Origin of the sequence: Streptomyces sp. QH1-20, from assembly GCF_041283565.1 — a bacterium.
Classification (GTDB): Bacteria; Actinomycetota; Actinomycetes; order Streptomycetales; family Streptomycetaceae; genus Streptomyces; species Streptomyces syringius.
In genome coordinates, this window is the sequence record NZ_CP166299.1 from 3619838 (window position 1) to 3635760 (window position 15923).

A 15923-nucleotide genomic window follows, 5' to 3' on the forward strand; every position below is an offset into this window, starting at 1 on the left:
CCCCTTCCATCGGGCCACCTCAATAGGGCGCCGCCCCGAGCTCCATCCAGCCCGGGGCGGCGCCGCCTTTCAACTCTTCTTCTACCAAGGAGCAGCACCATGTCCGGATTCGACGTCAACGCGGCCCGCGCCCAGCGCATGGAGGCCCACGGCAAGTCGTGGTCGTTCCAGCTCGACGGCGACACCTTCGAACTCCCCACCGAGATCGGCCACCGCACGGCGCGCGCTCTGCGCGACCTCGACGACAACGACGTCGACGGGCTGCTGGGGCTGCTGCTGGGCGAGAAGCAGTTCAAGCTCTTCGTCGAGCACGACGTGACGATGCAGGACATCGCCGCGATCCTTGAGGCGTACGGCAAGGAGACCGGGCTCGGCCTGGGGGAAGACTGAGCCTCGACGCGTTCGTAGAAGAACACGCCGAGGCTCTCGAAGCCGATCTGCTGCGGCATTACGGCGTGGACTTGCTGGACTGGCACCGGGGGTCGCTGTCGACGCGACGGCTTTCGGTGCTGGTCAAGCACATGCCACGTGATAGCGCTGTGAATCGTAATTTGCACGGGGAAGCCGTGGAATGGGACTCGTCTACGCATTTGCTCGCGGCTGCGGTGGACCATCTGGCTGTGGCCAACTGGATCACGGCCACGATCAACAGCGGCGAGGACTCCGAGCCCATGGAATACCCGGATCCCGTGCCGAGGCCCAGCCTCGAAGAATCGAACCCGGAAACGGATTCACTCAGCGACGAAGAAGGGCTCGAATCCGCCACGCTGCCGACGCCTGCGGATCTGGCACGATTCTTCGCCTGAGAACCAGATTGACGGGATCAGCGTCCTACTGCCCCTCGCATTCCGCCCGTTAAGACATTACCCACCTGGTGAGTACGTACAAGATGGGCAGGGCGCCGATCACTCCTGCGAGTATTTCACCCCTCAAATGCTCGAAACGAGGATGGCGAGAGGCGAGAAAGACATGGTGCGGCCTCTTCGGGTCATAGGAAATCAGAACCGTGGAGCCTACTTCGGCGACTACACCCTTGGCGCGTAGCAGAACCTTTCGATCCTCGCCGGCTACAGGGCTTCGACTCAGCAGGTGCCGCACCACTCCACCGGGCTCATCGTTCAGCGCATGACAATCAGCGGGGACCGTCACCCTCCTGCGGTATGCGAGGGTGTCGGCGAAAGCCAGCACCGCCCCGAACAATAGCCACGCGCATCCGAACGCAAATATCAACCAGACGGCAGCCGACAGAGGACCTTCGAGCGCTTCAGCTCTCACTTGCGGTTTTCCTTGCCTCGCGAACAGCAGAAATCGGGCATATGTTCGCCAACACTAGAGCCTGACCTGACCACCCGTCAACCCAATGTGCACCCGCATGACTTCAGAATGCCGAAAGGAGTGAACGCTCCAGTCATGACAACACCAACGATCGAGGATCGACTCAGTAAAGTCGAAAGCGATCTGGCGAAGAAGACAGACAAGCCAGCCGGCATAAAGAATGAAGCACCATCCGTAAACTGGACCGACTGGAAAGTAAACTGGAGCAAGTGGGTCGAGATAATCGTCGTCACCAAGATAACGGCGATATTCACGCTCGGCCTCCCCAAGCTCTTCAACATCGACACCGCGATCGAGAAACGGTTCAACCTCGAACGCAACAAATGGGGCTTTCTTTGGAAAAAGCCCGAAAACCTTCTGGACGCACAGATCCTCCGTCTAGACGCACTGGAACCCGAAGTACGCAGAAACACCACCAACATACGTCTACTTCAGGGCGCCGATCGAAATATCCATCTGCGCATCGACGGAATCGAAAGGCGTCGGACCGAAAGCCGCAATCAAGTGAGCACCGGCGACCGGGCGCAACGGCGTCCGGCGCCTGTCGGCGGAAATGAGGCTGCCCGAATCCGCGACCTCGAACTGCGTGTCACGAACCTGGTGCGCGCACTGGGTTAACCAGTTACCCACCGAGTCGCCCGGATGACCAACTGAATGGGGTAGAACATGTCCCTAGTGCAATCCCTCGGCAGAGCCGGCGGCTCCGCCCGAACCTTCAAAACCAACGTAGACGCCGCCGGCCGCTCCGCCGGCACCCTCGGCAAACAAGCCGGCACCGCCAACACCAACGTCGGCAAAATCAAGAACTCCGCCAAGCAGTCCACCCGTGAGCTCAAGGGCATGAAGACCGCCGCCGACCAGGCGGCCAAGTCGGTTGCCAAGGTCGGCAAGGAAGCCGGCAAGGGCGGGCAGTCCATGGGCAAGTTCCAGGGCGGGCTCAAGAAGGCCGACGGTGGGTTCAAGGGGCTCAACAAGTCCATGAAGGGCAACGTCATCGGGACGCTGCTCGAACTCTTCGCACCGCTCATCGAGAAGGTCGTCACCATGGCGTCCAAGTCGAAGGCGATGCAGAAGGTCATGAAGGTGGCGTTCGACGTCATCGGCAAGGTCGTCTCGACCGTCATGAAGGCCATCGGGCCCATCATGAGGGCCACCGGCAAGGTCATCTCCGGTGTGTGGAAGGGCATCAAGGCCGCGATCCTGCCCATCGCCCTGTGGATCGGGACCGCCGTCCCCGGTGCGTTCAACACCGTGAAGGACGCGCTGTCCAGCGCCTGGAGCGGGCTGTCCCGCTTCGCGGGCGGTGTCTTCGACGGGATCATGTCGGCGGTGAAGTCACCGCTCAACGGTGTGATCAGCCTGATCAACAGCGCCATCGGCGCGCTGAACGGCATCAAGGTCTCCATCCCCGGCTGGGTGCCCCTCGTCGGCGGCAAGACCTTCGGCGTCAGCATTCCCCGGATCCCGATGCTCGCCGAGGGCGGCATCGTCGCGCCGCGCAGCGGCGGCGTGCCCGCGATCGTCGCCGAGGCCGGTGAGTCCGAGGCCGTCATGCCGCTGTCGAAGCTCGACCGGCTGCTGACCCGTACCGCCGTGCAGTCCCGCCTCGCCTCCGCCGGCGCACTTGGCAACGGCACGCAAGGCAACGGCTTCCACATCGAGAACTACTACGCCACGTCGTCCAGCGATCCCAAGGACACCGCCATGGCGCTGATGTTCCTCGCCAAGGCACGGGGATGACCGCAGCCGGATCAGCAGACCCCGCTCCCGAGGGGAGGAAAACCCACCATGGCGGCAGCGATGGCCATCGCCCGCGTCCCGCGCAATCCACTCGCCAACTCCGCCGGAGCCTTCCGTAACTTCGGCACCGCGCTCAGCCAGGCCAGCCGTGCGATCCGTACGAGCCAGACCGGCATCCGCAACGCCACCCGCGCCGCCGATCGCATCAAGACCTCCACCGGCCAGGCCGGCAAGGACGTCAAGCAGTTCGGCACCGGAGCCACCGCCGCCGGGCGCGCGGCCACCGCGCTCGGCAAGCAGGCAGGCACCGCCCATACCGGCATCCTCAAGTCGAAGACCGGGGCGCAGCAGTCGACGCGGCTGCTGAAGAACATCAAGCGGCAGTCCGACGGCGCCACCAAGTCCATCACCCTTCAGGGCAAGGGCGCGGGCATCATCGGGCGCATCACGGGCGTTCTCGGCGGCAAACTGAACATCGCCTCCAAGGTCATGACGGCGGTCAACCTCGTCATGAAGACCAACCCCTTCGTCCTCGTCGCGACGCTCCTCGCCCCGTTCGCCGTCCAGCTCGTCGAGTTCGCGATGGACTCGGAGCTGGGTCAGCAGCTGATGGAGACGGTCTTCAGCACCGTCGGCGAGCTGATCAACACGGCGCTGACCGTGATCGTCCCGGTCGTCACCGCCTATGTCACGGTGATCAAGGGCGTCTGGGACGCGGTCGGCAACGTCATCAAGCCCGTCGTCAAATGGGTCACCAAGTCCGTCCCCGACGGGTTCCACGAGGTCAACTCCGCGATGGAGAAGGCCCTCCACGGCATGGGCGACTTCCTCCAGACCGGGTTCCAGATGGTCGTCGGCGTCGTCAAGGGGCCCCTCAACGGGCTCATCGCCTTCGCCAACTGGGTGATCGAGGGCCTCAACAGCCTCAGCTTCAGCCTCTTCGGCAAGAAGTTCGGGGTGCACCTGTCGAAGATCCCGATGCTCGCCCAGGGCGGTGTGGTCACCCCTCGCGACGGCGGTGTGCCCGTGATCCTCGCCGAGGCCGGCGAGGCCGAGGCCGTTCTGCCGCTGTCGGCGCTCGACCGGCTGCTCGCCCGCACCGCCGAGGCCGCCCGCTCGGTACCCGGTGCCCGCCCGGCACCCAGGCGCATCGAGAACTACTACGAGCCCGGGAACCGCGGCTCCCACGGCATCGCCGAGGACCTGCTGTTCCTGGCACACACCACGCAGCACGCGCCGCAGCACACGACGTAAACGAGAAGGTGAGGGCCGCTCCACCCATGCCCCCGACACAAATGAACACGGCCACCGCACCCCCCGGCTCACTGATCACCCTCGATGGGCAGATCCAGTGGGCCGGACTGCTTTTGGGCCCCGGTACCGACTACGAGATCGCCGACAGCGGGATCACCGGCTGGGCCGATCTGCCCGGCCTCGACAGCGGCGACGTCCTGCGCCCCGACCAGCACGGCGCCTGGCCGGGCTCCCAGTGGTCACAGGCCCGTACCGTCACCGCGCCCGTCTGGCTGCTGCCCGACCAGCCGTCCCAGGCCGCGGCCGTCGCCGCGCAGTTCCGGGCCGCCACCGCCGTGCACAGCGGCGAGCAATGGCTGGCCGTGCGGCTGCACGGCGAGACCCTCGCCTGCCGGGCCCGGGTCAACCAGCGGTCCATCCCCCAGGACCGGATGTTCGTCACGCACGGCGCGGCGAAGGCCACCGTGCAGTGGGTCTGCGCCGATCCACGCCGCTTCGCCATCGAGGAGCAGACCGTATCGACGGGACTGCCGACCCCGGAGAAGGGCCTGAGCTGGAAGGCCGACGGTCTCAGCTGGCCGCTCGACTGGGGCGCGCCCGGGTCGACCGGCCTGGTCACCGCCTTCAACGCCGGTGACGCCCCGGCGAACCCGGTGATCGAGTTCCGCGGGCCCGTGCGCCGCCCGTCGCTGACCCGGCTGAGCGACGGTCTGCGGATCGAGTACGACATCGCGCTCGCCCCCTCGGACGTCCTGACCGTCGACACCGGCGCGGGCACGGTCGTCCTCAACGGCACCACGTCCCGCATCCACACCGCCACCGCCTGGTCGACGCCCGAGCTGCTCTTCCAACTCGACCCGGGTGACTCGTCCTTCGCGTTCCGCTGCGAGCCCGGCTCCTTCGACAGCGATGTCGACAAGCCGCAGCCCTCGGTGTCCGTCACCTGGCGCAACGCGCACTGGTAGACCGCGCCGGCCGGCGACAGAGCGCGGCCCGCACCGCGCCGACGCGCACCCGGCGACAGCACGCGGTCCACACCCGCACCCGCACCGCACCCGCACACCACCCTGGAGAACGGTATGAACATCCGCAGCGCTTGGCTGCTCAACAGCACCCCCGACGGCAACGGCGGCCAGTCCCGCATCGACACCCGGCTCGCCCCCCTCGGCACCATGACCCCCTCCGGCCCGCTGATGTCGCGCGACGGCGTGATCCCGGGCTCCCCGAACGGAGACGAGACGGTCTCCGGCCTCCAGGTCACCGGTGGCGCCACGGGCATGAGCGCGAAGGTCTCCCCGGGCCGTGCGGTCGTCCAGAGCACCGAGGTCGCCGGCGCCTACCCGGTGTACGTACCGGAGTTCACGAGCATCACCTTCGCGGACGGCGACCCCGGCAACCCGCGCGTGGACCTCGTCGTCGTGCGCATCTACGACAACGACCAGGACGCCTCCAACAAGACGGCCGCCGCCATCGAGATCGTCCAGGGCACCCCCTCGGCCAGCCCGACCGCCCCGCCGACGCCGTCGGGTTCGCTCGCCCTGGCCGAGGTGACGGTCCCGGCGGGTGCGTCGACGGGCGCCGGCGGCATCAACTGGAAGTCCGCCGTCAAGGACCGGCGCCGGGTGACCGTCGCCGTCGGCGGCATCATCCCGCGCGGCTGGGGGCTGGGCTTCAACGGCGCCTACCCCGGCCAGTACCGCGACACCGGGGTGGGCCTGGAGCGCTGGGACGGCTCGGTGTGGAAGCCGTACCCGGACCCGATCCCGTCGTGGCAGTCCTACACCCCGAAGTGGGGCGCGGAGAACGGCCCGCAGCCCAAGACCGGCAACGGCTCCGTGACCGGCCGGTACATCAAGGTCGGCAACGAGGTCCGTTTCTACGCCTCGCTCTCCATCGGCACCACCAGCAACTGGGGCGGCGCCGGTCACAACGGCAACTGGTACCTGACCCTGCCCATCCCCCCGGCGGTCCCCATCGCCGCGCACTTCCGCGGCCGTATAGGCCCCGGTGACGGCGTCTACTACTTCGGCGGCTGCCAGATCTACCGGTCGGACCCGAACAACCGGATCAGCGGCGTCGCGGACGGTACGGGCGTGGCCCGCGGCTGGTGCTGCAACGACTCGAACGGCCGCCCCTCCGGCGCGTGGGTGGACGCCGACCACCCGGCCGTGCCGACCCCCGACAAGTCCTGGTACGAGGTCTGGGGCACCTACGAGGTCAACGCATGAGGCGGATGACGCCGACGGCGGACGTCACGTACCGTGCCCTCTTCTGCGATCTCCGCACCGACCGGGTCATCGACTCCCTGCCCCTCACCGAGGTCGAGTTCGACGACTTCATCGGCAAGCCGGGGCAGCTGCGCGCCACGGTCCCGCTCCCCGACACGGCCCTCGCTCAGCGGGCCCGTACCGCGCTCCAGCCCGGCCGCACCGCGGTCTGGCTGGAGCGCGGCTCCGACATCTGGTGGGGCGGCATCCTGTGGACGTGCACCCCGGCGGGTGACGAGCGGGGCCGGCTGAGCGTACAGATCCAGGCGGGCACCTTCGACTCCTACCTCGACCACCGCATCCTGGCGAAGGACCGGGGGTTCTCTACCGTCGACCAGTTCGAGATCGTCCGTGCCCTCGTCCGGCACGTCCAGTCACAGCCGGGCGGCGACATCGGCATCACCTACGGGGACGACTTCTCCGGCGTGGTGTGGAACCGCCGTTACGCCTACACGGATCTCGCGCGGGTACGGGAGCTCATCGACCAACTGGCCGCCATGCAGGACGGTTTCGAATGGCGAATCCAGTGTTTCCGCGATCCCGAGACGGGCGCACGGGTCAAGAAGCTCCAGCTCGGCCATCCGAAGATCACGACCGGTGACGCGGACATCGTGCTCGACCGGCCCGGCCAGGTCCTCACCTACAGCCTGCCGGCGGACTCGACCGTGCAGGCCAACGTCTGGGTCGCCCGGGGCGAGACCTCCAACCGCAACCAGGCCTCCGACTCGCTCCCGGAGATGTCCGTGCCCGCCGTCGCGGCCGAGGACCTCGACGCGGGCTGGCCGCGCCTGGAGAACTCCTCGGACCACAGCGGTGTCTCGGATCAGGCGGTCCTGAACAGCGCGGCGCGGGCCGAGCTGTCCCGGGCCCGCCGGCCGCAGATCATCCCCGAGGTGACCATCCGCGTGGACGGGCGGATCACCCCCGCGCTCATCGGCGCGTCCGTCCGGCTGCGCATCCGCGACGGCTGGCACGTGGACGGCCCGGACCTGCGCTACCGCGTCGTGGGCCTGACCGTCACCCCGCCCGCGCGCGGCAAGAGCGAGACCGCGAAGCTCTATCTGGAAGAGGCATAGATGGCCGCGATCCCCACCGATCTCCTCGACCGCATCCGCTCCCTGGAGCGGCAGGTACGGGCGCTCATGGGCAGCGCGAACACCCGCCCCGCCATGGACCGGGTCAGCGGCGGCAACGTCGTCATCAGCGACGGCGGCCAGCTGGCCGTCCGCAACCGCGACGAGCAGAAGGGCGCGGAGCTCCTCTACATCGGCCAGGTCTCCCCCGCCCGGCCCGACGGGGAGCAGCAGGGCTTCTTCGTCCGCCGCGATGACGGCTCGAAGGCGCTCACCGTGCACGCCGAGGCCCCCGACCTCCAGCCGAGCCAGTCGGTGAAGGTCTTCGACCGCAAGGGCAACGCCCTCTTCGCGGACGACACCACGGGGGAAGGGCTCGCCCGGCCGTACATCCCGTATCCGATGCCGACACCGGAGAACACCGGCCGCTGGGAGTCCACCGACTCCACGCAGTGGACGACTCTCTACAGCGGCGAAGCCATCGCCCAGCACCCGAACCTCTACTGCCTGATCGCCGCCACGGCCGGCGGCGAGGTCCGGCTGCTGGTCAACGACGCCCAGGTCGGTCCGGCCGGACCGGGGCCGCTGGAGTTCACCGCGCCCATCGGGGCCGCGTTCGACAGCCGTGTGACCTTCCAGGTCCAGGCCCGTGCGACCGCCGCGGGCGGCGCCGTCTCCTGCACGCCGCGTGCGCTGTACGGCGTCCAGTCCTGACCTTCTCCTCAACACCCTTGGAGCCACCCACGTGTTGCCCGACACCATCCCCACGGTGACCGTCACCGCCCGCTACCTCACCCCGGACGGCCTCGCCCTCACCGGCAATGTCATCTTCCAGGCGCCGACGCTGCTGACGCACACCGGCAGCGACGTCATCCTCGGCGGCCCGATCGTCGCCCAGCTCGACGCGGACGGCCGGATCAAGGCCGCCCTGCCCGCCACGGACGCCCCGGGCATGAACCCGGCGAAGTGGCAGTACACCGTGACCGAGCAGTTGTCCGGGCTGCCGGTGAACCGCACGTACAACATCGTGCTCCCGGCCTCCCAGGCGACCGTCGACCTCGCCGACATCGCCCCGGTCAACCCCGAGGCCCCCGAGTACGTCGCCGTCCCGGGCCCGGCCGGCCCGGCCGGCACCCCGGGCCCGGCGGGTCCGGCGGGCGCACCGGGTCTCGTCCGGTCCGTCAACGGCAAGAGCGCCGCGGACATCACGCTCGCGGCCTCCGACGTGAAGGCGGTCCCGGCCGCGTCGGTCGGCGTGGCGAGCGGTGTCGCGAGCCTCGACGCCACGGGCAAGGTCCCGGCCGCCCAGCTGCCGCCGGGCGCGGTCGCCCCGGTGTCGTCCGTCAACGGCAAGAAGGGCACGGTCGTCCTGACCGCCGCCGACGTCGGCGCCCTCGACCAGGCGGCGGGCGACCTGCGGTACGCGAAGCCCGCGGACTTCCCCGTCCAGTCCGTCAACGGCGCCACGGGCAAGGTCGTCCTGTCGGCCGGCGACGTGAACGCCGTCCCGGTGGACACGGCGGTGCTGCTGAGCGGCTCGCAGACGATCGACGGGACGAAGACCTTCATGGCACCGCCGATGTCGATGGGCGCGCCGACCAATGGTGGTCACCTGGTCCGCAAGGACTACGTGGACCTGGTGTCCAGCCCCGGCACCTGGGGGCCGACGGACCTCGGCTTCAAGGCGTGGACGTTCGACCCGGCCTCGTCGTCGATGTCGACGTCCACCGACAAGAACCAGGCACCGCAGTACTGCTCCACCGGCAACGTGTACCTGATGGGGGTCGTCTTCCACACCCCCACGGACATCAGCAAGCTGGCGTTCTTCTGCCATGGCTATGTGGGCAACACCCTCAGCGCCGCGTCGTACGCGGGCCTGTACAACGCGGCCGGCAACCGGGTGGCCGTGACCCCGTCGCTGAAGGACATCTTCCCGGCGGTGCACGAGGGCTCCACCGTCGCCTTCCCCCTCACCGCGCCGTACGTCGCGCAGCCCGGAAAGTACTGGGTCGCCTTCGTCTTCAACGGGCCGGCCACCAAGACCGACGGACCGGGCTTCGCCGTGGGGTCCAACTTCGGCCTCCGCCCGTCCTGCGCCGCCCGCATGCCGGGAGAGTTCGTACGCCACGGCCGCCTCCCCGCGACCGGCCAGACCGCGCTGCCCGCCTCCTTCACCCCGTCGTCCGTCATCGACGACGCCAACGCCATCTGGGCCGCGGTCGCCTAGCCGCGAGCCGTCTTTGCCGCCTGCGGCGGCGAGCGCCCTCCGGGCGCGTCCTCAAGCGCCGGACGGGCTTGATGTCGGCTGAGCCCAGCCGATGACAGCCCGTCCGGCGCTTGAGGACACCGCCGCGCAGCGGTGGTGCCTACGACACAGCCCCGCAGCGACCGCGGGACAAGCCCTGGGCTCGTCCCGCGGAGTTCCGCCTGCGGGCGCGTCCTCACCCGGGCCTGGTTTTCAGCCCGTCCGGCGCTTGAGGACACCACTCAGCAGCAGTCCCCCTACCCACACCGGAGTGAATCCGCATGGCTACTCCCCTCTCCGCCGACCAGTTCGTCGCCGCCCTCCGTGCCGAGGGGGTGAACGTCGTCGAGGTCGGCAACTGGCGTGAGCACAACCGCAATCACAAGGGCGCCTGGGGGCCGGTCAACGGTGTGATCATCCATCACACCGTCACCAGCGGCACCCAGGGCAGCGTCGATCTCTGCTACGAGGGCTACGACGAGCTGCCCGGCCCGCTCTGCCACGGTGTCATCGACAAGGCCGGCACCGTCCACCTCGTCGGCAACGGCCGCACCAACCACGCCGGCAGCGGCGACAGCGATGTCCTCGGCGCCGTCGTCGCCGAGTCCGCCCTGCCCCGCCCCACGGCGATGGACACCGACGGCAACGCGCGCTTCTACGGCTTCGAGTGCATCAACCTCGGTGACGGCGACGACCCGTGGCCCGCCGCGCAGTTGGAGGCCATCGAGCGGGTGTCCGCCGCCCTCTGCCGCGCGCACGGCTGGAGCTCCGCGTCCGTCATCGGGCACAAGGAGTGGACCAACGACAAGATCGACCCGGTCGGCTTCTCCATGGACGGCATGCGCGGAAAGATCGCGGGCCGTCTCGGCTCCGCGCCGGGCAAGCCGACCGAGGGCAACCCCTCCAAGGGCACCCAGCCGTACACGGTCCAGGCGGGCGACACCCTCACCGGCATCGCCGAGTCCCATGCCACGAACGTCCCCCGCCTCGTGAGCCTCAACAGCATCAAGGACCCCGATGTCCTGCACCCCGGCCAGGAGCTGAAGGTCCCCGCCGCGGGCAACGACCACGAGCCCTTCCCCGGCGCCGACTTCTTCAAGGGCGAGCCCGACTCCCCCGTCGTGACCGCCATGGGCCGCCGTCTCGTCGCCGAGGGCTGCTCCGCGTACGCCGAGGGCCCCGGCTCCCGGTGGACCGACGCCGACCGGAACTCCTACGCGAAGTGGCAGCGCAAGCTCGGCTTCAGCGGCTCCGACGCCGACGGCTGGCCGGGGCGGAACTCCTGGGACGCCCTCAAGGTCCCGCGCTCCTCCTGATCGTCCCCGCCCCACACCTGAAAACCCGGAAAGGCCGTCCCTTGTCCGACGCCACCAAGCGGACCCTCCGCACCGTTCTCCAGACCGCCGTCGGCCTCGCGGTCGTCCTGCCCGCGATCGTCGACGCCTCCGGCGTCCCCGCGACCCTCCCCTGGGTCGCGGGGGCGCTGGCCGCCGCGGGCGGCCTCGCCCGCGTCATGGCGCTGCCGGCCGTACAGGCCCTGCTTCCCGCATGGCTCCGCACCGAGGGCACGCCGCCCCCGAACGGCGACGCCGCCCTGCGCGCCCTCGCCGCCGAGGACGACCGGGGCCGCGCATGAACGACCCCGGCACGGAAGCGTCCGGCACCACCGCCACCGTCGCCCTGGAGCTGGAACGGCTGCGCGGCACGATGGAGGCCGGGTTCGCCCGGGTCGACGGCGCGCTCGCGCTGCTCGTCCAGCGCAGTGACCAGACCGACAAGCAGCTCGCCGACCACGAGTCCCGGCTCTACGCCCTGGAGCGGGCCCGCTGGCCGCTGGCCAGCATCGCCGCGCTCACGGCCCTCGCCGGGCTGGTGCTCTCCGCGTGGGGGCTGGCCGCCCGTTAGCAATCGGCAACACCACGGCACGCAGCAGCCCGACGTGACCGTCCCGGCAGGGAACGCCGCAGGGCGGCCACCTCTTGCGAGGTGACCGCCCTGCGAGCGTGTTGTACCGACTTACTGGTTGTACGGACCGTAGTCGTAGTCCTCCAGCGGCACGGCCTGACCCGAACCCGTCCCGAAGGGCGAGTAGTCGATGTCGTCGTAGCCGACGGCCGAGTACATCGCGGCCTTGGCTTCCTCGGTCGGCTCCACCCGGATGTTGCGGTAGCGGGAGAGACCCGTACCGGCCGGGATGAGCTTACCGATGATGACGTTCTCCTTGAGGCCGATCAGGGAGTCCGACTTGGCGTTGATCGCCGCGTCGGTCAGCACCCGGGTCGTCTCCTGGAAGGACGCCGCCGACAGCCAGGACTCGGTGGCGAGCGAGGCCTTGGTGATACCCATCAGCTGCGGACGGCCGGAGGCGGGGTGACCGCCCTCGGTGACCACACGACGGTTCTCACCCTCGAAGCGCGTGCGCTCCACGAGCTCGCCCGGCAGCAGCTCCGCGTCGCCGGACTCGATGATCGTCACGCGGCGCAGCATCTGCCGGATGATGATCTCGATGTGCTTGTCGTGGATCGACACGCCCTGCGAGTTGTAGACCTTCTGGACTTCGCCGACCAGGTGGACCTGGACCGCGCGCTGGCCGAGGATGCGCAGCACGTCGTGCGGGTTGGTGGCACCCACGGTGAGCTTCTGGCCCACCTCGACGTGCTCGCCCTCGCTGACCAGCAGACGGGCACGCTTCGAGATCGGGAACGCCGTCTCGTCGCTGCCGTCGTCCGGGGTGACGACGATCTTCTTGGTCTTCTCGGTCTCCTCGATACGGATGCGGCCGGCCGCCTCCGAGATCGGGGCGACACCCTTGGGCGTACGGGCTTCGAAGAGCTCGACGACACGGGGCAGACCCTGGGTGATGTCGTCACCGGCCACACCACCGGTGTGGAAGGTACGCATCGTCAGCTGGGTACCGGGCTCACCGATCGACTGGGCCGCGATGATACCGACGGCCTCACCGATGTCGACGAGCTTGCCGGTCGCCAGGGAGCGGCCGTAGCAGAAGGCACAGGTGCCGACCGCGGACTCACAGGTCAGGACCGAGCGGGTCTTGACCGTCTCCACGCCGTGCGCGACGAGCTGCTCGATGAGCACGTCACCGAGGTCGACGTTGGCAGGCGCGATGACCTTGCCGTCGACGACGACGTCCTCGGCGAGCATACGGGCGTACACGCTGGTCTCGACGTCGTCCGTCTTGCGCAGGACACCGTCGGTGCCCTTGGTCGCGATCGCCAGCTTGAGGCCGCGCTCGGTGCCGCAGTCCTCCTCGCGGATGATCACGTCCTGCGAGACGTCCACGAGACGACGGGTCAGGTAACCCGAGTCGGCGGTACGGAGCGCGGTGTCCGCGAGACCCTTACGGGCACCGTGGGTGGAGATGAAGTACTCCAGCACGGAGAGACCCTCACGGAACGACGCCTTAATGGGTCGCGGGATGGTCTCGTTCTTCGCGTTCGACACCAGACCACGCATACCGGCGATCTGTCGCATCTGCATCATGTTTCCTCGGGCACCCGAGTCAACCATCATGAAGATGGGGTTCGTCTTGGGGAAGTTCGCGTTCATCGCCTCGGCAACCTCGTTGGTCGCCTTGGTCCAGATCGCGATGAGCTCCTGCGTGCGCTCGTCCTTGGTGATCAGACCGCGCTCGTACTGCTTCTGGACCTTCTCGTCCTGGGCCTCGTAGCCCTTGACGATGGCCTTCTTGGCCTCCGGGACGACGATGTCCGTGACGGCGACGGTGACGCCGGAACGGGTCGCCCAGTGGAAGCCCGCAGCCTTCAGGTTGTCGAGCGTCGCCGCCACGATGACCTTGGGGTAGCGCTCGGCCAGGTCGTTGACGATCTCGGAGAGCTGCTTCTTGCCCACCGAGTAGTCGACGAACGGGTAGTCCTCGGGCAGCAGCTCGTTGAAGAGCGCGCGGCCCAGGGTGGTGCGCAGGCGGAAGGTGTCCCCCTGCTGCCACTCCGGCTCACCCTCCTCGGCGACCGGCGGGGTCCAGCCACGCGGCGGGACGGTGCCGATCGGGAAGCGGATGTCGACCTTCGCCTGGAGCGAGAGCTCCCGGGCGTCGAACGCCATGATCGCCTCGGCGACCGAGCCGAAGGACCGGCCCTCGCCGATGACCTTGCGCTCTTCCTCGTCGGTGGTGAGGAAGAACAGACCCAGCACCATGTCCTGGGTCGGCATGGTGACCGGACGGCCGTCGGCCGGCTTGAGGATGTTGTTCGAGGACAGCATCAGGATGCGGGCCTCGGCCTGCGCCTCCGCGGAGAGCGGCAGGTGCACGGCCATCTGGTCACCGTCGAAGTCCGCGTTGAACGCGGTGCAGACGAGCGGGTGGATCTGGATGGCCTTGCCCTCGACCAGCTGCGGCTCGAAGGCCTGGATGCCGAGGCGGTGCAGCGTGGGCGCACGGTTCAGCAGCACCGGGTGCTCGGCGATGACCTCTTCGAGCACGTCGTACACGACCGTGCGGCCGCGCTCGACCATGCGCTTCGCCGACTTGATGTTCTGCGCGTGGTTCAGGTCGACCAGGCGCTTCATCACGAACGGCTTGAAGAGCTCCAGCGCCATGGCCTTGGGCAGACCACACTGGTGCAGCTTCAGCTGCGGACCGACGACGATGACGGAACGCGCGGAGTAGTCCACACGCTTACCGAGCAGGTTCTGACGGAAACGACCCTGCTTGCCCTTGAGCATGTCGCTCAGGGACTTCAGCGGGCGGTTGCCCGGACCGGTGACCGGACGGCCACGGCGGCCGTTGTCGAACAGCGCGTCGACGGCCTCCTGCAGCATCCGCTTCTCGTTGTTCACGATGATCTCGGGGGCACCGAGGTCAAGGAGACGCTTGAGGCGGTTGTTGCGGTTGATCACACGGCGGTACAGGTCGTTCAGGTCGGAGGTCGCGAAGCGGCCACCGTCCAGCTGCACCATCGGACGCAGGTCCGGCGGGATCACGGGGATGCAGTCGAGCACCATGCCGCTGGGGCTGTTGCGGGTCTGCAGGAAGGCGGAGACGACCTTGAGGCGCTTGAGCGCACGGGTCTTCTTCTGGCCCTTGCCGGTCCGGATGATCTCGCGGAGGCGCTCGGCCTCCTCGTCGAGGTCGAAGGACTCCAGGCGCTTCTGCAGCGCGGCGGCGCCCATCGCACCCATGAAGTAGGTGCCGAAGCGGTCGCGCAGCTCGCGGTAGAGCAGCTCGTCGCCCTCGAGGTCCTGGACCTTGAGGTTCTTGAAGCGGCTCCACACCTCGTCGAGGCGGTCGATCTCGCGCTGCGCGCGGTCGCGCAGCTGCTTCATCTCACGCTCGGCGCCCTCGCGCACCTTGCGGCGCACGTCGGCCTTGGCACCCTCGGCCTCGAGCTCGGCCAGGTCGGACTCGAGCTTCTTGGCGCGGGCCTCGAGGTCGGCGTCACGACGCTGCTCGATCTGCTGACGCTCGACGGAGACGTGGGCCTCCAGCGAGGGCAGGTCGCGCGTACGGCGCTCCTCGTCCACCCACGTGATCATGTAGGCGGCGAAGTAGATGACCTTCTCGAGGTCCTTCGGGGCGAGGTCGAGCAGGTAGCCCAGCCGCGACGGAACGCCCTTGAAGTACCAGATGTGGGTCACGGGAGCGGCAAGCTCGATGTGGCCCATCCGCTCACGACGCACCTTGGCGCGAGTGACCTCGACGCCGCAGCGCTCACAGATGATGCCCTTGAAGCGGACACGCTTGTACTTGCCGCAGTAGCACTCCCAGTCCCGGGTCGGACCGAAGATCTTCTCGCAGAAGAGTCCGTCCTTTTCGGGCTTCAGGGTGCGGTAGTTGATGGTCTCCGGCTTCTTGACCTCGCCGTGGGACCAGGTTCGGATGTCGTCCGCGGTCGCCAGGCCGATCCGCAGCTCGTCGAAGAAGTTGACGTCGAGCACTGTTCGTCAATCCCTCTTTCAGGGTTTGTGCCCCCTCGCGCCAGCGAGTTAGTGGGCTCTACATCATGGTCTGGGGGTCCGGGGACGGCCGGG

Annotated in this window: 14 protein-coding genes; 13 read left to right on the plus strand and 1 reads right to left on the minus strand. The window is 68.5% G+C overall.

Translation table 11 applies throughout. The features are described from left to right. The first annotated feature begins 99 nt into the window (after positions 1-99). From AB8O64_RS16190 to AB8O64_RS16250, 13 genes are all read left to right on the plus strand, one after another. On the plus strand, positions 100-390 hold the full coding sequence (locus tag AB8O64_RS16190) for a hypothetical protein (RefSeq protein ID WP_130878967.1): 291 nt from the start codon (positions 100-102) through the stop codon (positions 388-390). Between the two features lie 65 nt (positions 391-455). Beyond that, positions 456-806 (plus strand): hypothetical protein, encoded by a 351-nt coding sequence (locus AB8O64_RS16195; protein WP_370419780.1) that lies wholly within the window; start codon positions 456-458, stop codon positions 804-806. A gap of 604 nt (positions 807-1410) precedes the next feature. Beyond that, positions 1411-1953 (plus strand): hypothetical protein, encoded by a 543-nt coding sequence (locus AB8O64_RS16200; RefSeq protein ID WP_370419781.1) that lies wholly within the window; start codon positions 1411-1413, stop codon positions 1951-1953. A 48-nt stretch (positions 1954-2001) separates the two neighbouring features. Further along, positions 2002-3075: a phage tail protein gene (locus tag AB8O64_RS16205; RefSeq protein ID WP_370419782.1), complete on the plus strand. Its 1074-nt coding sequence runs from the start codon at positions 2002-2004 to the stop codon at positions 3073-3075. Positions 3076-3123: 48 nt separating this feature from the next. Beyond that, positions 3124-4329: a hypothetical protein gene (locus AB8O64_RS16210; RefSeq protein WP_370419783.1), complete on the plus strand. Its 1206-nt coding sequence runs from the start codon at positions 3124-3126 to the stop codon at positions 4327-4329. A gap of 26 nt (positions 4330-4355) precedes the next feature. Beyond that, the gene (locus tag AB8O64_RS16215) at positions 4356-5294 is read left to right on the plus strand and encodes a phage tail protein (protein ID WP_370419784.1); all 939 of its coding nucleotides are present in this window, start codon (positions 4356-4358) and stop codon (positions 5292-5294) included. 114 nt (positions 5295-5408) lie between these two features. Then, positions 5409-6557, plus strand: a complete 1149-nt coding sequence (locus AB8O64_RS16220) for a hypothetical protein (protein WP_370419785.1) — start codon at positions 5409-5411, stop codon at positions 6555-6557. A 5-nt stretch (positions 6558-6562) separates the two neighbouring features. After that, positions 6563-7672, plus strand: coding sequence for a hypothetical protein (locus AB8O64_RS16225; protein WP_370423875.1), 1110 nt, complete (start codon positions 6563-6565; stop codon positions 7670-7672). Beyond that, a complete protein-coding gene (locus AB8O64_RS16230) occupies positions 7673-8383 on the plus strand; it encodes a hypothetical protein (protein ID WP_370419786.1) in 711 nt (236 codons plus the stop codon). It abuts the gene before it with no gap. Positions 8384-8414: 31 nt separating this feature from the next. Beyond that, positions 8415-9896 carry a phage tail protein gene (locus AB8O64_RS16235; RefSeq protein ID WP_370419787.1) on the plus strand — a complete coding sequence of 494 codons (1482 nt, stop codon included), beginning with the start codon at positions 8415-8417 and terminating at the stop codon, positions 9894-9896. Positions 9897-10195: 299 nt separating this feature from the next. Further along, on the plus strand, positions 10196-11230 hold the full coding sequence (locus tag AB8O64_RS16240; protein ID WP_361926694.1) for a peptidoglycan-binding protein: 1035 nt from the start codon (positions 10196-10198) through the stop codon (positions 11228-11230). A gap of 41 nt (positions 11231-11271) precedes the next feature. After that, positions 11272-11550, plus strand: a complete 279-nt coding sequence (locus AB8O64_RS16245; RefSeq protein WP_361926697.1) for a hypothetical protein — start codon at positions 11272-11274, stop codon at positions 11548-11550. Then, positions 11547-11819: a hypothetical protein gene (locus AB8O64_RS16250; RefSeq protein WP_130878956.1), complete on the plus strand. Its 273-nt coding sequence runs from the start codon at positions 11547-11549 to the stop codon at positions 11817-11819. The genes AB8O64_RS16245 and AB8O64_RS16250 overlap by 4 nt, the downstream gene beginning before the upstream one ends. 111 nt (positions 11820-11930) lie before the next feature. Here the strand turns inward: AB8O64_RS16250 and AB8O64_RS16255 are convergent, their stop codons facing one another. Next, positions 11931-15830, minus strand: coding sequence for a DNA-directed RNA polymerase subunit beta' (locus AB8O64_RS16255; RefSeq protein WP_370419788.1), 3900 nt, complete (start codon positions 15828-15830; stop codon positions 11931-11933). Positions 15831-15923 lie beyond the last annotated feature (93 nt).